Raw genomic sequence first — 18,346 nt, 5'->3', positions numbered from 1 at the left:
TTTCCAGGCTATTTACCGTCGTTAAATAATTCAAGAAAGCGTTAAAAAAAACTAAAGTCCTGCTTAACGTTGTCGATAACATTTATGACGGTGATGAAGCCGCAGGCCAAATGCCGAACCCTAATTAAACTTTAAGGATACTTATCATGGCAGTTATTAACACTAATACCCTGTCGTTGACTACTCAGAACAACCTGAGCAAATCTCAGTCTTCTCTGGGCTCCGCGATCGAGCGTCTTTCTTCTGGCCTGCGTATCAACAGCGCGAAAGATGACGCTGCTGGTCAGGCGATTGCTAACCGCTTCACCTCCAACATCAACGGCCTGGGCGTGGCGGCACGTAACGCCAACGACGGTATCTCTCTGGCGCAGACCGCTGAAGGCGCGCTGAGCGAAATCAACAACAACCTGCAGCGCGTACGTGACCTGACCGTTCAGGCGCAGAACAGCTCCAACTCTGCTTCTGACATCGACTCCATCCAGTCTGAAGTTAACCAGCGTATGGAAGAGATCAGCCGCGTAACTGCCCAGACCGACTTCAACGGCATCAAAGTCCTGAGCAACGCCGCTAATAAGAACTTCAGCTTCCAGGTTGGCGCAAAAGACGGCGAGAAGATTGATATCCAGGTTTCTGCAGCTTCCGGCTGGGACCTGGCAAGTACTATCGCAACGGACGGTAAATCAACCCTGAATACGGCTTCAACCGACAGCACCAACAATAAAATCAACGGCAACGCGCGTACTGTTAAGGCAGAAGGCTTTGACGTTCTGCTGGGCAAAATCAACGCCAGCGGTGGTATTGCAAGTACAGGCGTATCTGTTGTTACTTCTGATGGTTCTATCTCCGGCTCTGCCAAGCCGCTGGAAGCGATCGATGCTGCCATCAAGTCTGTCGACTCTCAGCGCAGCCTGCTGGGTGCGTCTCAGAACCGTTTTGAATCCACCATCACCAACCTGAACAATACGACAAACAACCTGTCCGCAGCGCGCAGTCGTATTCAGGATTCTGACTACGCGACGGAAGTGTCCAATATGTCCCGCGCGCAGATCCTGCAGCAGGCTGGCAGTTCTGTGCTGGCGCAGGCCAACCAGGTTCCGCAGACCATGCTGTCCCTGCTGCGTTAATCGTATTAGCCACAATGGCTATCAAGGCACCTTCGGGTGCCTTTTTTTATGGGCGGAAAAGGCAGGAGATTAGCCTGCTAATTTCGAGATAGCATATCGCTTTAAGAGAGATAATAAGCAGCATAGTACTTTCCCCATCATGTGGTTCGCTAGAAATTCAGTGCCTTTCATGATGCCATCTTAAGGTTAATTTATGAAAAACATTCTTATTAGTATTGATAAACTTAATGAATACGATATGTTTGTCAGTGAAGTGATTGACATCGTTGATAATTATGTTGAGAAAGGATGGGGCGTTGATATCTATACGCATACATGCAAATCATCAATAAAAAATATTATTAGTAATAAAAATCCAGCCAATATCACCTTTATAGCGCAAGATTTTACAGATTTTAAAGAAAAGTATGATGCTCTCTGGGTATACAGGGGATATATCCCTGAGAAGTTATCAACTTATATCAATGAACACCATCAAGACATAAATGTTTATTTCAGACACTTTTATGAATATTCTGATCTTTATATTCCGTATGGATGTGACGTTGAAAATGACTCGCCGGGCATATCGATAGCTTTATCCGAGGTAAGTCAGCATAGCCTTGAAAAAAAAGGCATTGATTCAGCAAGAATCAAAGTCTTGCCATTTTGTTCTAACAAGCAATACTTTGAATATCCCTCTGCATTAAAGACAGGGGATATCGAGAAGGTGTTATATATTGGTTCGAATTTTCCGTCAGTCATGGAAGATTTATTAGACGAATTAAAAAATAAAAATAAATCTCTGAATTGGTTAGACACTTCCGAGGTTGAAAATATCTACCCAGAAGACATCTGTTCATATGATGTTGTTATTTGTAAGGAATTTATGGTTCCTAAAGTGCTTACTTTAGGGATACCGGTTTTTATATTTAACGAAAATAAATTTCATGGATATATCAACGATTCTAATTTTCATGAATCCATGCGACATCACTTTTCGGGTGATAATTTAACTGCTGTAGCCGATGCCAGGCTGGCCTGGAATGTTATAGCTGAAGAGTTAGCCGAGACAAGGATTTGGACTTTTAATAATAAAGAAAATTTAAAAAAGACCTTCTCTTTTGAAAAGGCTGTCGAAGAAATTAATTGTCCAGCAGACAGAACAGGTAAGCTATCGTTTACTAACAAACAAGTGCTGGCTTTAAGCATACATGCGAAGTCATTGACAGAGAATGAAGAAAAAGATTATCTCCTGACAGACTGGCTAAAAGAAAGAGAAATATCAGAAGCCAGAAAACGGTCGCTATTAGAATATGCAAGTATTTTTAGGGAACAAGCGAATATAGGCATAGTTATTATCTGTGACTCGACTGATGAAGGAAGTTTAGCATTAACGATTAAAAGTTTGAGGTGTATGGTGGGAATGCCAGACACCCTGTATTTTCTTTCTGAAAAAGAAATACTACCAAGTGTATTTAGTGAGTATAATTTAAAGGCTCATTTATACAATGATATTAATAGTATTTTTGAAGAAACAAACCATAACTCGCTGCTTTTTATTACAGCAGGTGATGAGGTTAATTCAAATGCCCTGTTGCTGTTATTCGAATATAGCATCCGTCATCCAGAGGTTTTAGTATGTTATTTTGATGAGCTGGCTATCAATGAAAGCAAAAACGATAGTTTAATCCTTAAGCCTGACTGTAACGTAGATTTGCTCAGAAGTTATCCCTATATTGGCCGAAATCTATTGATAAACGTTAATGCAGCTAAGACGGTCAGAGTGGCTGGCTCAACGTATCAGAACCTGGCTTTACTTGATCTTACATGGAAACTTATTGAAATTAAAGGGCCTGCCATATTGGGAAGGTTGCCTGAAGTCATAACGAAAATGTGTATCGGGTGGGATGCATGGTTAAATAGCGAACACATTATTACTGAAAATAAGCGTGTTGTAAGTGAGCATTTGTCAAGAATAGGCATACAAGCGAATATTACTGAAGGGAGTTTAAATTTTAACCAAAATATTGAGTATATACTCCCTTACCACCCTTTAGTATCTATAATTATAATTACCAGGGATAATTTTACTTTACTGAATCGTTGTATTGAAAGCCTGTTACAAAATACCCGATATCTTAATTATGAAATCGTGATTGCTGACAATGGTTCAGTGGACAAGGATATGCTATTTTTCCTGGAAAAAGTAGAGGCGGGAATATTTAGTAATATCAGTGCGTTACGTATGAATGCTGAATTTAATTTTTCGTTAATAGCTAATCAGGCATCTCGTGAGGCTAAAGGCGAAATTTTGCTTTTTTTAGATAATGATACAGAAATTATTCAATCTCAGTGGCTGGACGTTTTGTTACAGCAGGTTATGCGTCCAGAAGTAGGATTAGTAGGTCCCCGTCTGGAGTATTATGACGGGCGAATCCAACACGGCGGATTTATACTCGGCGTTAACGATGGCGTTGAAAATGTTTTTGATGGATATAATAGTGCGGAACCGGGTTATCTCTTTTATTTGAATAATGTTCGGAATGTGTCAGCGCTATCCTCTTCATGTCTTATGATCCGTAAAAATGTCTTTGATGAAGTTGGTGGATTTTCTGACGATGTATTTAAGTTCTATTATGGAGATGTCGATCTTGCTTTGAAGTTAACACAGCAAGGATATCTCCATATATGGACGCCATATGCACGTGTAAAACATATGGGTGGGGGTTCGCGCCTGTTTGACAAAAAATTTAAAGTAAAAGCTTGTCCAGACAAGGAAGATATTGAAAATCTAAAAAGCCTATGGGGAGAGAAGCTATTTTCTGATAGTTCTTATCATCCTCATATGTCTAAATCAGGGAAGCTTTTCACGCTGTCGCCAAGAACTGCGCGGACTCAGGCGGCATTGCCGGGAAGACCATATCCTGTTGTATTAGCTAACCATATCAACTGGTTTGGCTGTGGAAACCATAGGATAATACAACCTTTTAAAGCGCTCGAGGCACACTCACAAATTGAGGGTGGTCTAAACTATGGTATTGCCGAAACGTTAGAAGTTGCACAATTACAGCCAGATGTGATTTTAATGGAATTGGTGACAGGTCCTGCTATTCCAGAATTAATTAGCGAGTACAGAAAAGTCTGTTCCGCTAAAATAATCGTAGAGTATGACGATTTTTTAATTAACTTGCCTGTTAAAAATGACTTAAAAAGCAGACTTCCTAAAAATCTGATTAAGAACTTTAGGCGTGTAATGGAAAGTGTTGATTGGGTTGTTGTATCAACAAATACATTAGCTGAAGCTTATAGTTCATATCATGATGATATACGAGTTGCCCATAACCGTTTAGCTGAGCATCAGTGGGGGCACCTAAAAAGCGAAAAGCTGACAGGGAAAAAAATTCGTGTTGGCTGGGCTGGTGGAAATAGTCATCGAGGGGACCTGGATATTTTAAAACCCATTATTAAACACTTCCAAAATGAAGTGGAATGGGTTTTTATGGGTATGAAGCCTGATGGTGTTCATTGTGAGTATCATCCGGGTGTTCCATTTGATTTATATCCCGAAAAATTAGCTAGTTTAAATTTAGATCTGGCGCTGGTACCGCTTGAAATTAACTTTTTTAATGAGTGTAAAAGCAATTTAAGGTTGCTTGAAATAGGGACTTGTGGAGTGCCGATTATCGCTACTGATATCGAACCATACCGCTGCGGCTTGCCTGTTACGCTTGTTAGTAACAAATTTAAAGATTGGGTTTCTGCTATCCAGGAGCATATAAATGAAAAAAACTGGCTAGAAAAACGAGGGGATTTGCTGCGTAATGAAATTCATCAAAAATGGTATCTGAGAGAGAGCGGACTCGATGAGTGGCGTTCAGCATGGCTGCCGAAGTAAGGGGCTGAAAACGTGGATAATTCAACTGACGAGAAAAACATGCTGAACCATCCCTACTATATTATGTCGCCCGATTACCGCGAGTCCTCAGGCGGCATTCAGGTTTTACATAAACTTTGTCACCGCATTAATTTACAAGGTGGCGAAGCCTGGATGGTCGGGTGCAGCAAGTTCAACCCGGACTGGCAGACGCCGGTGCTGACGATGGAAAAAATGCATGAGCATACCGTCAACCATAAGGTCGCTATCGCCGTCTACCCGGAGATCGTCGTCGGCAATCCGCTGAATGCGAAAGTTTGCGTGCGCTATATGCTCAACCATGAAGGCTTGCTGAACGGTACGCTGATGGAAGAGAGCGTCGACGATCTCTTTTTCTGGTACAGCTCGCAGCTGATCGTCAAAGAACCCAACCCCGATTTTCTCACGCTGGTTGGGCCGGATATGAGCATCTTTTTCGACGACGGGCGGGAAAAGACCAGCAAACTTCTCTATCTCAACCGCGTGCCGGAAGCCTGCGTCGATTTCTCCAGGCTGCCAGCCGATATAAAAATCATCTCCGTGCAGAAACCGCTGCCGCTCCATGAGCTGGCGGAGATCCTGAAAGGCGCGTCGGTGATGTACACCTATGAATGGTCCGGCACCTGCAACCTTGCGGCGCTGTGCGGCACGCCGGTCGTGGCGATGGTTGCGCCGGGCTATGAAAAACTGGCGATTTCAACGGCGTCGTTGGCGGATATGGGCAATGCCGGCGTCAGCTGGTCTGACGATGAGGCTTCTCTCGACGCCGTCAGACAGGATATTTATAAGGTAAAAGAGCAGCTGCAAAAGTATGAAGATAAATTCTATCAGCAGCTGGGTGTCTTCTTCGCCAAAACGCAGCAGGCGGCACAGCGGCTGGAGAGCGTCTCGGCTGCCGAACGCCTTGATTTCGCGCGCCTGATTCATCAGCCTCCGGCTGATATCAACCCGGCGCACGGCGACGGCGCAGCGCTGCTGTTTATTATTCTCGCTAATGAGCTTAACGCCGCTCAATTGGATGATACGCTGACGTCGCTGGCCGCTCTGAAGCCGTATGGCGAGCGGCTCATCCGCGTTGCGGTTATCGCGACGGTTCCCGTCTCGCGCCAGGACGTGCGCTGCCTGCAACTGGATGAGGAGCGCAGCTTCGACGCGCAGCTGCGTCAGCTGATGGTCGGGGCGGATGCCGAATGGCTTACTTTTATGCAGGCGGGAGAGAAAATTTCGCAGAACAGCTATCCCTGGCTGATGCGCTTTCTCTCCGGCTGTGAGCAGAGCTATGCGGTTTATAGCGATAAGCTCTTTGAAGATAAAGCGGGAAGCCTCGAAGCCGCTCTGCTACCGACATTTGATCTGGATATGTTTATCAGCCTCCCGGCGATAAGCGGGCGTAACTGGATCTATAAAACCGCCTTTGTACAGCAGGTGTTGGATGAGGCGGAACTGACCTTTAGCAATCCCGATCTGGCGCTGATCGCCTGCCTGGTTGAAACCCGGCGGACAGAAACCATCCGGCATTTTCCTGAGCCGCTGTTTGTTGTTAAGAGCAATATCGTTTTGCATCATCATGCTGATGCAGCGCGTTTGAAGAAGATGCTGAACAGGCTGGGTTATCAGCACGCCGAGATTGGGCTTGAATACTCCACCTACTACCGTGCCAAATATCATCGTAACGTCACGGCTAAAATTTCAGCCGTCATTATTGCCGATGATGACCTTGATGCGTTGCAGCAGTGCGTCACCAGCTTTATTCAAACCGTGCCGGATTACGATTATGAACTTATCATTATCAATAACGGCTGTCGTTCGCCGGTGTTGGAAGCCTGGTTTCAGGGGCTGAGCGAATTAGATCCGACGCGGTTTCGGGTGTTGAGCGCGCAGGAGCCGCAAAAGGATGCTTTCCTGTTTAATCAAGCCGTCGCGATCGCCACAGGCGATGTGATGTTAAAGCTCGATCCGCAGCTCTGTTTCGAACAACCGCACTGGGTTGGGACGCTGATCGATCATCTCTTCCGGTCGGATGTCGGCGCCGTCTCCGGCAAGCTGATCAAAAGCAGCGGAAAAATCTATTCAGCCGGTATGATCATGGGCTTTCACCACAGCGCCTTTCCTGTCGGATTTAATGAGCCGGTTGGGGCGCAGGGCTATTGCCACCGGTTTAATCTGGTTCATGCTTTCAGCACGCTTTCAGGCGAAATGCTGATGATCAAAAGAGAGCGGCTGATCGCGTTAGGCGGCGTGGATGAATCATTCGATGCTTTTCAGGAATCCATCAACGATCTGTGCCTACAGCTGGGCGCCGCCGGGCTGAAAAATATTATGACGCCGTTTGCCGTAGCGCGCATTCAGCGGGAAAATCCGTCATCGCTGCATGTCTCTGACCATGACAGACATATTCTTTACGCACGCTGGTTAAACGCTATCGCTGACGATCCGGCTTACCATCCGCATCTTAGCCTTTCCGAGCATGTCTATCGCCATACTGAAGCAGAGATCATTGCTGGCGTCACGCATAGCCGGAAAAAAGGCCAGACGCGCAGCCTGGCCTGCCTGTTCGCCAGGCCGGAAAAAGCTGCTGCCGCGCAGTTTATTTGTAATCTGCGGATGCTTGAGCATGCAGGAGAGATCAACCTGACGCTCTTTACGCCGCGGCTGGATCTCATCGCAATTTTGCGGGAAAAGCCGCAGGTAGTTATCCTGGATAATGCCTGCCTGGCCTGTTATCAAGAGCTGGAAATTCTCCGCCACTACTTGCCTGACGCCGCGTTTCTACTTTTTGTCGCCGATACGCTGAATATTATGCAGGACGCGCATTTTTTACAGGCGGCGCCGCTGTTAAATAAAATTATCCTGCGTAATAAACACGCGGACGCTATTCCGCCAGGTTTTGAAAATAACGCTATTTACCTTGCTGACGCTTTGCATCCTTCGTTTGCAGAGACGACAGTCAGAAAGGCGAATCAGCAAAAACCGCGGGTAGGGCTGTTTTTGAACGATATTCAGGAGAACGACTGGAAATTCCTTTTGCCTGTAGTGAAAGAGCTGGCTGATGAGATGGATATTATCGTCTATGGCGAATTTCCCCAGGCGATAAGAGCGGTGGCGAAAGAGTATCACCGTAAGGTGAACGTGGAAAAACTGCCTCAGACGCTTTGCGCATTAGATCTGGAGCTGGCGCTTTTCCCGGCGGTAGGGGATGGGAATGACTTTGCTTCCGGTTCTTATATGCTGTTGGCCGTGGCTGCGACGGGCTGTAACGTTCTTTGCAGCGACGTGAAGGCATATTATATTGACGCGCCGGTTATACGGTTGAAAAATAAAAAATCCCTGTGGAAATACTCAATTCGTAAAATGCTGGAAAACAGGGCATCCAATTATGCAAGTGGTTTGGCGATGCGCGAGAAGGTGTTGTCCCATTCACTGTTTGACGCCGCTGCCGTACAGCAATGGCTGACGCAGCTGGATGCAACGATTCCGTCCCGCTAGTCGCGCGTTTACTGAATGCGCCAGAAAAAACCGCCTTACAATGAAGGCGGTTTTTTTATTAACAGGCGTAGCTCATATCATCATCGCTGCTGACTATCCCCAACGCGCTCAGCCAGTTGGAGCTACGCTGTGGCTGCCTGTCGGCGGAGGCGAGCAGTGCGCTGTTGCCCGGACGCGGCGCGGTGGTGATATATTCCCGGCTGCTGATTGGCACCAGCCTGGGGGCGCTGCCGCGCAGGCTGAAAATCGCCTGCGCGAACTCATACCAGCTTACCGCTTTATCGCCGCAGTAGTGATAGATGCCTGCCGCTTCAGGCTCTGCCGCCAGCGCAATCATCGCCTGCGCCAGATCGCCCGCATAGGTCGGGCAGCCGCGCTGATCGTTAACCACGCGGATCGTCTCGTGCGTTTGCGCCAGGCGCAGCATGGTTTTGACGAAGTTATTGCCGTACTCGCTGAATACCCAGGAAGTGCGGATGATGATCGCCTGCGGCAGAATCGCCTGCACGCGCTTTTCGCCTTCCCATTTGCTCAGGCCGTAAAAGTTAATCGGGCAGGGGAGATCGCTCTCGATGTACGGCGTCGGTTTGCTGCCGTCGAAAACGTAGTCGGTAGAGATATGGATCAGCTGCGCGCCCACTTCACGCGCCGCGCGCGCCAGGTTCTCCGGTCCAATCGCGTTGATTTTCATGGCGCGGATGCGGTCGATCTCCGCTTTATCGACCGCCGTATAGGCGGCGGCATTCATGATTACCTGCGGACGAAAGCGACGCACAATGCGCTCCACCGCCGCGCGGTCGGTGATGTCCAGCTCGGCTGAGCCGCAGGCGAGCATCACCCAGTCGGCGGGAAAACGATCCAGCAGGCAGCGACCCAGTTGGCCGTAAGCGCCGGTTAACAATATGCGCATTGCATGAGCTCCGTTAGAGGTAATCCTTTTTTATCTTTATCTGACAGCTGCGGGGCAGCTACCGGCCACTCGATATTTATTGTAGGGTCGTTCCACAACAGGCAGGCTTCATCCTGCGGGTTGTAATAGTCGGTGCATTTATATTCGAAATCGGCGCTCTCGGACAATACGACAAAACCGTGCGCCAGGCCGGGCGGGATCCAAAGCTGCGTCTGATTCTCTTCCGATAAGATCGCGCCGGTCCACTGGCCGAAGGTGGGCGAATCGGGGCGAATATCCACCGCGACGTCAAACACTTCGCCGCGCGCCACGCGCACCAGCTTGCCCTGCGGCTGGGTCCTCTGGAAATGCAGCCCGCGCAGTACGTGACGGCCTGAGCGTGAATAGTTGTCCTGTACAAACTCCGCGTCGATGCCCAGCAGCTGCTGGTAGCGGCGTTTTTCGAAGGTTTCCAGGAAAAATCCGCGCGCGTCGCCATAGACGGTGGGCTGAATAATTTTTACATCACTAATCCGCGTATCGATAACCTTCATGGTTCCACCAGCAGCTGATCGAGATAAGCGCCATACTGCGTTTTGTTCAGGTAGCGAGCCCGTTCTCGCAGCTGCTCGCCGCTCAGCCAGCCTTTACGCCAGGCGATCTCTTCCAGGCAGGCGACTTTGAAACCCTGGCGCTTCTCAATGGTGTGAATAAAGTGCGACGCTTCGAGCAGGCTGTCGTGCGTGCCGGTATCGAGCCAGGCGAAGCCGCGGCCCAGCACCTCCACCGTCAGCAGCCCATCCTCCAGATACATCTGGTTCAGCGTAGTGATCTCCAGTTCGCCGCGCGCGGAAGGTTTAACCTGCTTCGCCATCGTGCAGACCTGCTGATCATAAAAATAGAGGCCGGTCACCGCATAATTCGATTTAGGCTGCGTCGGCTTCTCTTCCAGCGAGATCGCCTGGAACTGTTTATTGAACTCCACCACGCCGAAGCGCTCCGGGTCCATCACCTGATAGCCGAAAATCGTGGCGCCGCCGTCGCGCGCGCTGACGTCTTCCAGCTTTTTGGCGAAGCTCTGACCAAAGAAAATGTTATCGCCCAGCACCAGCGCGCAGCCTTCGCCGGCAAGAAAGTCCTCGCCGATGATAAATGCCTGCGCCAGGCCTTCCGGCTTTGGCTGCACGGCGAACTGCAGCTGAATGCCGAACGAGCTGCCGTCACCCAGCAGCCGTTGAAAGGACGGCAAATCTTCAGGCGTGGTGATCACCAGAATCTCTCTAATGCCCGCCAGCATCAGCACGGAGAGCGGATAGTAAATCATCGGCTTGTCATACACCGGCAGCAGCTGTTTGGATACGCCGCAGGTGACCGGATGCAGCCGGGAGCCCGTGCCGCCGGCGAGTACGATACCTTTCATACAGAGTCTCGATGTAGCAGTAAGTAGGGCCTTCTCAGGGAATGCAATAAAGATTACGCCTCACCCTGACTGGCTAATGGCGCAAATAAAGAGGCAAAGCAGGGGCTTTATTGCGGATAACGCGGCGCCGGAGAAAGTTTTCGCGTTACGGATACAGAAAACGCGTTCGCTGCCGATAATCAGTGCAAAACAGGGTGATTAACGGGCCTGGCCCGCTTATTTTTGTGGAGTGTTAATGCGCTTCAATTATGACTTGTTGCCAGGTGAACACCTGACCTTTGAGGAAATCAGCCGCCGCTACGGGCAGAAATATCCTGCGGAGAAGGCGCTGACGCTGCGCGGCTTATTAAGTCCTTCCACCAGTCCGCGTCAGCTGGTTATCCGGGCGGTGTTCGCCCACCAGACGGAAAACAGTCCGCTGGAAGATCTGCTGTTCGTGTCGGACGACAACGAGCGCAAAAACTATCTGCGCCGTTTCGAGCATTATATGCAGAACGGGCAAACCTTCCTTTATCTGCGGCGCAACGACCTCGCCAAATCGTTGTGGAAAGTGATGGGGGAGAGCCGGGTGTACGCCATGCTCGATCCCGGCTCCGCCACGGCGCAGAACCTGCTGACCAGCCGGGGCTACCGTCTGACGCTGATGCGTCGGCAGGGCGACGACGATTACTGGCAGCTGTTCGATGCGCAGGCGCAACCCTGCTTTAGCGAGGCGCGCACACTGCAGTTTCTGGTCGTGATGGAAACACCGCTCATGCCGACGCCCGGCGCGGTGATCGCCGGTCAGCAGGTGGGACGACGCGTCAGAACGAAAGTGTTGCAGCGCGCCAGCCAGGCGGAATTCGCCGCGGCGGTCAACGCGCGTTACGGCGGCTGCGTCATTACCGGCACCACGGTACAGGCGCATGTCGCCGCGCCGTGGGTGGAAGCGTGCCATATCGATACGCGTGAAAATGATGAAGGCCTGCTAACCGATAACAGCGTCGATAACGGATTACTGTTGCGCAGCGATTTACAACGGCTGTTTATCAGCGGGCTGCTGCATATCGACAGCGAACGGGGCACGGTGCACTTCCGTCAGGCACTGCAGGCTGATGAAGAACTGCTGGCCTTTTATCAGGGCATCGAGGGCCAGGTCTGCGCCCTGTGGGCGCGGGTGCCGCCTGCGACGCGCGCGAAGCTGAAAGCAATACGCCGCACGGCTTGAATTATAAGAATGTGATCTTACCGGCCTTGCGCCGGTAGTGGTTACAAACTTTTTCTAAATAACCCGTCTTTTTTATCCCTATTCCGCCAATCGATCACCCTACAGAATCGGATAATCATGCCGATAACGTAACTAACGCAGGGTAGTCAAAGTGAACGATCTCTATACCGCCGATGGCGTGATGGATAAACATTCGCTGTGGCAGCGATATGTACCACTGGTACGCCATGAGGCGTTACGCCTGCAGGTACGGCTGCCCGCGAGTGTTGAGCTGGATGATTTACTGCAGGCCGGCGGCATTGGACTGTTGAATGCTGTGGAGCGCTATGACGCGCTGCAGGGCACCGCCTTCACCACCTATGCCGTGCAGCGCATTCGCGGCGCCATGCTCGATGAGCTGCGCAGCCGCGACTGGGCGCCGCGCAGCGTGCGCCGCAACGCGCGTGAAGTGGCGAGCGCGATGCACCAGTGCGAGCAGGCGTTGGGACGTGCCGCATCGGAGCAGGAAGTCGCTAAACAGCTCAATGTTTCGCTGGAGGAGTATCGGCAGATTCTGCTGGATACGAATAACAGCCAGCTTTTCTCCTATGACGAGTATCGCGAAGAACATGGCGATAGTGCGGAACTGGTGACGGACGGCCATGAAGAGGCCAACCCGCTTCACCAGCTGATGGAAGGGAATCTCCGTGAACGTGTCATTGAAGCGATCGAGGCGCTGCCCGAACGCGAAAAAATGGTGCTGACACTGTATTACCAGGAAGAGCTGAACCTGAAAGAGATTGGCGCCGTGTTGGAGGTGGGTGAGTCCCGCGTCAGCCAGCTGCACAGTCAGGCGATAAAACGCCTGCGCGCCCGGTTAACGGGAGCGCGCTGACAGCGTCAGCTCTCGCTTTCGAGGACATATAACCGGGAGTCTCCTCAATGGGAACCAAACTAAAAACGAGGCCATTAAGCCGTTATCTTAAAGATTACAAACACAGCCAAAGCAATTGTTCACACTGCGGAAAAATACTCGACAGGATGGCGTTGGTTTTTCGCGGTCAGATCATTAATAAAGAAGCTATCTCCCGGATGGACCAACCGATCGACGATCAGGTCTGGCTTAAATTACAAAATGAACTGACCGCGCTGTGCCGGTTTTGCAGCGATATTTACTGCAACACCCACCCTAATTATTTTGACATTATGGCGTTTAAACAATATCTGTTTGAACAGACCGAAATGAGCCACAGCACCATTCGTGAATATGTGGTTCGCCTGCGTCGTCTGGATGACATGCTTTCGGCAAAGAATTATCCGGCCGAAAAATTACGCGGCTGCAGCTGGCATGAATGTCTGGAACATGATTTACCGGATGCCGGCAACAATAACTACCGCATCGCCCTGCGCAAATACGATCAGTTTTTAGGCTGGCAGCGTAATTAGGCGTCAGGCACGGATGAGCTTTCATCCGTGCCTCGCTCTTTTTTCCATCAGGCGGGCCTTTCTGCGTCGCGATCACACGAACTGACCGTAGATCCCCACCGCATCTTCTGCAACACTGTAGCTCTTATCCTGTGTGCGTGGAGGCTGCTTTGTCCCTGTCCAATCTGATCCAATATCCTCGTCTCGAACTCATTGGGGCGCCGACGCCGCTGGAGCATTTGCCGCGTCTTTCCGACTACCTTGGCCGCGACATCTTTATCAAGCGCGACGACATCACTCCGTTGGCGCTGGGCGGCAATAAGCTGCGCAAGCTGGAGTTCCTGGCGGCGGACGCGCTGCGGGAAGGGGCGGACGTGCTGATCACCGCTGGCGCCATTCAGTCTAACCATGTGCGCCAGACGGCGGCGGTGGCGGCGAAGCTGGGACTGAAATGCGTCGCGCTGCTGGAAAACCCCATCGACACCCGTGCGGAAAATTACCTCGGCAACGGCAACCGCCTGCTGCTGGATCTGCTCGACTGCGAAATTGAGCGGGTTGATGCACTGCACGCGCCCGCTGAACAGCTGAACGTGCTGCGCGATCGGCTGGAGGCGCAGGGCTTCCGGCCTTACGTGGTGCCGGTCGGCGGCTCTAACGCGCTCGGCGCGCTGGGCTACGTCGAGTGCGCGCAGGAGATCGCGCACCAAAGCGAAGGGGTGGTCGATTTCGCCGCGGTGGTGGTCGCCTCCGGCAGCGCCGGCACGCATGCCGGCCTGGCGGTAGGACTGGAGGCGCTGCTGCCGGAAACCGAACTGGTTGGCGTGACAGTGTCACGAAAAGTCGCCGATCAGCTGCCGCTGGTTAGCGCGCTGCGCCAGAATCTAGACGGACTGCTGGAGACACACAGCCGCGCCGACATCACGCTCTGGGACGACTACTTCGCCCCGCGCTACGGCATGCCGAGCGAAGAGGGCATGGAGGCGGTAAAACTGCTGGCGCGGCTGGAAGGTATCATTCTCGATCCGGTTTACACCGGCAAGGCGATGGCGGGCCTGATCGACGGCATCAGTCAGCAGCGTTTTCGCCGCGAAGGGCCGCTGCTGTTCGTACATACCGGCGGCGCGCCGGCATTATTTGCTTATTATCCTTCCGTCTAATCCTGAAAACTGAAAAAGGTTTATAATCAGCCTGTTTAACCATCGATGGCCGCCGACGCTATGCACGGCGTCCATCCGTTTTAGCCAGGCCGGTCGGCCTCGCTTTCCGTAGCACAGACGGAAAGCGGCCTGCACAACAATCCAACAATAAATGGAGTGACTATGAATTTCTCTCAGGTACGTCGTCAGCTGCTGCTGGGCGTGATGGCGACGGCGCTGGTTGCCGGCGTCAACGTGAAAACCTTCGCTGCGGAAAATCTGCTGAATAAAGTAAAAGAGCGCGGCAGCCTGCTGGTGGGGCTGGAAGGCACCTATCCGCCGTTCAGCTTCCAGGATGAGAACGGCAAGCTGACCGGCTTTGAAGTAGAGTTTGCGCAGGCGCTGGCGCAGCACCTGGGCGTGAAGGCGAGCCTGAAGCCGACCAAATGGGACGGCATGCTGGCGTCGCTGGACTCCAAACGCATCGATGTGGTGATCAATCAGGTGACCATCTCCGACGAGCGTAAGAAAAAGTATGATTTCTCCGTGCCTTACACCGTTTCCGGTATTCAGGCGTTGACGCGCAAGGACAAAGAGGGCTCCATCAAAGGCCCGCAGGATCTGGCGAACAAAAAAGTGGGCGTCGGCCTCGGCACCAACTATGAGCAGTGGCTGCGTGAGAACGTGAAGGGCGTGGATATCCGTACCTATGATGACGATCCGACCAAATATCAGGATCTGCGCTCTGGCCGCGTTGACGCTATCCTTGTCGATCGCCTCGCCGCGCTCGATCTGGTGAAGAAAACCGGCAACACCATGGCAGTTGCAGGCCCGGCCTTCTCCCGTCAGGAAGCGGGCGTCGCACTGCGTAAAGGCAACGAAGATCTGCTGAATGCCATCAACACGGCGATCGGCGAGATGCAGAAAGACGGCACGCTGAATAAAATTTCTGAAAAATGGTTTGGCGCGGACGTCACTAAATAATGCAAGAGAGTATTCAACTGGTGCTGGATTCAGCACCTTTTTTATTAAAAGGCGCCGTCTTTACGCTGCAGCTTAGCATCGGCGGCATGTTCTTCGGTCTGGTGCTGGGCTTTATCCTGGCGCTGATGCGCCTCTCTACCTTCTGGCCCATCGGCCTGCTGGCGCGTTTCTACGTCTCTGTTTTTCGCGGCACGCCGCTGATCGCCCAGCTGTTTATGATCTACTACGGGCTGCCGCAGTTCGGCATTGAACTCGATCCGATCCCCTCGGCGATGATCGGCCTGTCGCTGAATACCGCCGCCTACGCTTCCGAATCGCTACGCGGAGCGATCGCCGCCATTGAGCGCGGCCAGTGGGAAGCGGCGGCCAGCATCGGCATGACGCGCTGGCAAACGCTGAAGCGCGTGGTGCTGCCGCAGGCGGCCCGCACCGCATTGCCGCCGCTGGGCAACAGCTTTATCAGCCTGGTGAAAGACACCTCGCTGGCCGCCACCATTCAGGTGCCGGAGCTGTTCCGCCAGGCGCAGCTGATCACCTCGCGCACACTGGAAGTGTTCACCATGTATCTGGCGGCATCGCTGATCTACTGGGTGATGGCGACGGTGCTGTCGGCGCTGCAAAACCGGCTGGAAGCCCATGTTAACCGTCAGGATCGGGAGGAGAAATGAGCGCCATTGAAGTCAAAAAGCTGGTGAAGCGGTTTAATGGCCAGACGGTGCTGCACGGCATTGATCTGGAGGTCGCCTCCGGCGAAGTAGTGGCGATTATCGGGCCGAGCGGTTCCGGCAAAACCACGCTGCTGCGCAGCATCAACCTGCTGGAGGAGCCGGACAGCGGCACCATCAAGGTAGGTGGCATTGAGATTGATGCGGCGCAGCCGATCGGCAAACAGAAAGAGCGCGTGCGCCAGCTGCGTCAGCAGGTGGGCTTCGTTTTCCAGAGCTTCAATCTTTTCCCGCACCGCTCGGTGCTGGAAAACATTATCGAAGGGCCGGTAATCGTAAAGGGCGAGCCGAAAGCGGAAGCTATCGCCCGCGCCCGCGCGCTGCTGGAGAAAGTCGGGCTGCACGGCAAGGAGACGAGCTATCCGCGTCGTCTTTCCGGTGGACAGCAGCAGCGCGTAGCGATTGCCCGCGCGCTGGCGATGCGCCCGGAAGTGATCCTGTTTGACGAACCGACCTCGGCGCTCGATCCCGAACTGGTCGGTGAGGTGCTGAATACCATACGCTCGCTGGCGGAGGAGAAACGCACCATGGTGATCGTCACCCATGAGATGAGCTTCGCGCGCGACGTCGCCGACCGCGCCATTTTTATGGATCAGGGACGGATCGTGGAGCAGGGGCCGGCAAAGGCGCTGTTCGCTAACCCGCAGCAGGCGCGAACCCGTCAGTTCCTTGAGAAGTTCCTCAGCCAATAACTGGGCCGGTTTCAACCAGTATTGTCTTAAATATTTTCCCTTAGCGGGCGGGCGGATTAACGGCCCGCCCGTTTTTTTCTTATGCCGCCCGCGTTTTCGCCATTAGCCCTTTAGGGCCGCTTATTTTTTTTAAGATAAACGCTACAGCCTTTTCATTCCCGCCACGCCAATAATCCTGATCTGGCTACTTTGCCATTAAGTTCTGATAACACAGCAGGAAACACAGCAATGAACAATAAAAAAAGCGAGGAAATACAGTGGGTGAATACGCTGAAGGGCGGATGCATTCTGCTGGTGGTGCTCTACCACGTGGTTTTACCGGGATTTGAAGGAACGCTGAAATACCTGACGGCAGGCAGCCTGCCGGCGCATATCTGGGTAGCGTTTAATACCGTCCTGTCGCCGTTGCGTATGCCTGCCTTCTTCTTTGTGTCAGGGATGCTGGCGGCACGCGCCATTAATGAAAAACCCTGGCAGAAAGTTTTTACCAGCCGGGTAACGAACCTGTTTTATCTCTATATTCTCTGGGGCGTCATTCAGTGGCTCTCTATTTATGGGATCTCATCGGAAATTACCCATCACCGTATTTCCAGCAACATTAACTCCTCTTACGCGGAATCGCCGCAGGAGTTCATTTCGCTGATGCTGATGGCGATGAGCAGCTCCTGGTATCTCTATGCGCTGGGGCTGTTTTTCCTTTTCGCCAAACTGTTCCGCCAGCAGCGTCTGCCGCTGGTCGTGGTGGCGGTGTTGCTGAACTATGCGGCCGTGGAGAAGATCATTCCCGGCTGGGGGCCAGAGAGCCTTTCACAATACTTTATCTACTTCATCATGGGTTCCTTCTGGAGCGCGCAGGTGATCCAGCTAAGCGAATGGCGTAAAAGCAATCTGCTGCCGTGGCTGGGTCTGGCGGCGCTGGCGGGCGTACATCTGCTGCTGGGGTTACAGAAGAACCTGTTCCTCTGTACCCTGACCATTCTGGCCTGCATCGCGCTGTGCCGCACGTTGAACGTACGCTTTAATATGGCCTGGATGAACTGGATCGGTAAAAACACGCTGCAAATTTATGTGCTGCACCGTATCTTTATCGAATATTTCGGCATGACGGCGATTCTGTTCGCGCTGGATCACCACCTGTTCAACTCCGGCCTGTTCTCGATGCTGTGGGCGGTAGGCTTCCCGATCGGTATGGTGGCGCTCTGTTCCTTCTGTTCAGTGGTCGTCTGGAAAGTGCTGAACAAAGGGCTGGGGAAATCACTGTTTATCTACCCGCGTCTGCTGCGCATGAAGTTTGATGTCTGATTGTCGCAAGACGTAGTGAAGGAAAACGCCGCAGGTAAATGCGGCGTTTTGCTTTGTTTGATATCAGCGCGTTAGTCAATCT

The 18,346-nt window shown here is 51.9% G+C and carries 14 protein-coding genes; 11 read left to right on the top strand and 3 right to left on the bottom strand.

Features of this window, described 5'->3' with window-relative positions:
* The first annotated feature begins 146 nt into the window (after nucleotides 1–146).
* From C2E16_RS12885 to C2E16_RS12875, 3 genes are all read left to right on the top strand, one after another.
* Nucleotides 147–1,124, top strand: coding sequence for a flagellin N-terminal helical domain-containing protein (locus C2E16_RS12885; protein ID WP_038625484.1), 978 nt, complete (start codon nucleotides 147–149; stop codon nucleotides 1,122–1,124).
* Between the two features lie 193 nt (nucleotides 1,125–1,317).
* Entirely contained in the window at nucleotides 1,318–5,001 is a 3,684-nt protein-coding gene (locus tag C2E16_RS12880; RefSeq protein ID WP_084970892.1) for a glycosyltransferase, read from the top strand.
* Nucleotides 5,002–5,013: 12 nt separating this feature from the next.
* Nucleotides 5,014–8,505 carry a glycosyltransferase family 2 protein gene (locus tag C2E16_RS12875; RefSeq protein ID WP_084970890.1) on the top strand — a complete coding sequence of 1,164 codons (3,492 nt, stop codon included), beginning with the start codon at nucleotides 5,014–5,016 and terminating at the stop codon, nucleotides 8,503–8,505.
* A 58-nt stretch (nucleotides 8,506–8,563) separates the two neighbouring features.
* Here C2E16_RS12875 and rfbD read toward each other — a convergent pair whose 3' ends face one another.
* The 3 genes from rfbD to rfbA are packed head-to-tail and all read right to left on the bottom strand — an operon-like array spanning nucleotide 8,564 to nucleotide 10,814.
* Nucleotides 8,564–9,415, bottom strand: a complete 852-nt coding sequence (rfbD, locus tag C2E16_RS12870; protein WP_084970888.1) for a dTDP-4-dehydrorhamnose reductase — start codon at nucleotides 9,413–9,415, stop codon at nucleotides 8,564–8,566.
* A complete protein-coding gene (rfbC, locus tag C2E16_RS12865; RefSeq protein ID WP_038625493.1) occupies nucleotides 9,400–9,948 on the bottom strand; it encodes a dTDP-4-dehydrorhamnose 3,5-epimerase in 549 nt (182 codons plus the stop codon). The genes rfbD and rfbC overlap by 16 nt, the downstream gene beginning before the upstream one ends.
* Complete coding sequence (rfbA, locus tag C2E16_RS12860; protein WP_084970886.1) at nucleotides 9,945–10,814, bottom strand: glucose-1-phosphate thymidylyltransferase RfbA; 870 nt, start codon at nucleotides 10,812–10,814, stop codon at nucleotides 9,945–9,947. The genes rfbC and rfbA overlap by 4 nt, the downstream gene beginning before the upstream one ends.
* A gap of 235 nt (nucleotides 10,815–11,049) precedes the next feature.
* Here rfbA and C2E16_RS12855 point away from each other — a divergent pair, with 235 nt between their 5' ends.
* From C2E16_RS12855 to C2E16_RS12820, 8 genes are all read left to right on the top strand, one after another.
* Nucleotides 11,050–12,021, top strand: coding sequence for an HNH endonuclease signature motif containing protein (locus C2E16_RS12855; RefSeq protein WP_038625497.1), 972 nt, complete (start codon nucleotides 11,050–11,052; stop codon nucleotides 12,019–12,021).
* Between the two features lie 151 nt (nucleotides 12,022–12,172).
* Nucleotides 12,173–12,895 carry an RNA polymerase sigma factor FliA gene (locus tag C2E16_RS12850; protein ID WP_038625498.1) on the top strand — a complete coding sequence of 241 codons (723 nt, stop codon included), beginning with the start codon at nucleotides 12,173–12,175 and terminating at the stop codon, nucleotides 12,893–12,895.
* 47 nt (nucleotides 12,896–12,942) lie between these two features.
* Nucleotides 12,943–13,446, top strand: coding sequence for a flagella biosynthesis regulatory protein FliZ (gene fliZ / locus C2E16_RS12845; RefSeq protein ID WP_038625500.1), 504 nt, complete (start codon nucleotides 12,943–12,945; stop codon nucleotides 13,444–13,446).
* A 149-nt stretch (nucleotides 13,447–13,595) separates the two neighbouring features.
* Nucleotides 13,596–14,582: a D-cysteine desulfhydrase gene (locus C2E16_RS12840; RefSeq protein ID WP_038625502.1), complete on the top strand. Its 987-nt coding sequence runs from the start codon at nucleotides 13,596–13,598 to the stop codon at nucleotides 14,580–14,582.
* 162 nt (nucleotides 14,583–14,744) lie between these two features.
* Nucleotides 14,745–15,545, top strand: a complete 801-nt coding sequence (gene tcyJ / locus C2E16_RS12835; protein WP_038625503.1) for a cystine ABC transporter substrate-binding protein — start codon at nucleotides 14,745–14,747, stop codon at nucleotides 15,543–15,545.
* A complete protein-coding gene (gene tcyL, locus C2E16_RS12830; RefSeq protein ID WP_038625505.1) occupies nucleotides 15,545–16,213 on the top strand; it encodes a cystine ABC transporter permease in 669 nt (222 codons plus the stop codon). Before tcyJ ends, tcyL begins: the two co-directional genes overlap by 1 nt.
* Nucleotides 16,210–16,962: an L-cystine ABC transporter ATP-binding protein TcyN gene (tcyN, locus tag C2E16_RS12825; protein WP_038625507.1), complete on the top strand. Its 753-nt coding sequence runs from the start codon at nucleotides 16,210–16,212 to the stop codon at nucleotides 16,960–16,962. Before tcyL ends, tcyN begins: the two co-directional genes overlap by 4 nt.
* Before the next feature lie 228 nt (nucleotides 16,963–17,190).
* Entirely contained in the window at nucleotides 17,191–18,264 is a 1,074-nt protein-coding gene (locus C2E16_RS12820; protein WP_038625509.1) for an acyltransferase family protein, read from the top strand.
* Nucleotides 18,265–18,346 lie beyond the last annotated feature (82 nt).

Origin of the sequence: Mixta calida (assembly GCF_002953215.1) — a bacterium.
In the GTDB taxonomy this organism is placed as follows: Bacteria; Pseudomonadota; Gammaproteobacteria; order Enterobacterales; family Enterobacteriaceae; genus Mixta; species Mixta calida.
Note: the sequence above shows the minus strand (reverse complement) of the source record. Positions and strands in the feature narration are given on the sequence as shown.

Excerpts from the sequence above, each read along its gene's own strand:
- rfbA (WP_084970886.1), bottom strand. The coding sequence starts at position 10,814 with ATGAAAGGTATCGTACTCGCCGGCGGCACGGGCTCCCGGCTGCATCCG.
- rfbD (WP_084970888.1), bottom strand. The coding sequence starts at position 9,415 with ATGCGCATATTGTTAACCGGCGCTTACGGCCAACTGGGTCGCTGCCTG.
- C2E16_RS12820 (WP_038625509.1), top strand. The coding sequence starts at position 17,191 with ATGAACAATAAAAAAAGCGAGGAAATACAGTGGGTGAATACGCTGAAG.
- fliZ (WP_038625500.1), top strand. The coding sequence starts at position 12,943 with ATGGGAACCAAACTAAAAACGAGGCCATTAAGCCGTTATCTTAAAGAT.
- C2E16_RS12885 (WP_038625484.1), top strand. The coding sequence starts at position 147 with ATGGCAGTTATTAACACTAATACCCTGTCGTTGACTACTCAGAACAAC.
- rfbC (WP_038625493.1), bottom strand. The coding sequence starts at position 9,948 with ATGAAGGTTATCGATACGCGGATTAGTGATGTAAAAATTATTCAGCCC.
- tcyN (WP_038625507.1), top strand. The coding sequence starts at position 16,210 with ATGAGCGCCATTGAAGTCAAAAAGCTGGTGAAGCGGTTTAATGGCCAG.
- tcyL (WP_038625505.1), top strand. The coding sequence starts at position 15,545 with ATGCAAGAGAGTATTCAACTGGTGCTGGATTCAGCACCTTTTTTATTA.
- C2E16_RS12855 (WP_038625497.1), top strand. The coding sequence starts at position 11,050 with ATGCGCTTCAATTATGACTTGTTGCCAGGTGAACACCTGACCTTTGAG.
- C2E16_RS12880 (WP_084970892.1), top strand. The coding sequence starts at position 1,318 with ATGAAAAACATTCTTATTAGTATTGATAAACTTAATGAATACGATATG.
- tcyJ (WP_038625503.1), top strand. The coding sequence starts at position 14,745 with ATGAATTTCTCTCAGGTACGTCGTCAGCTGCTGCTGGGCGTGATGGCG.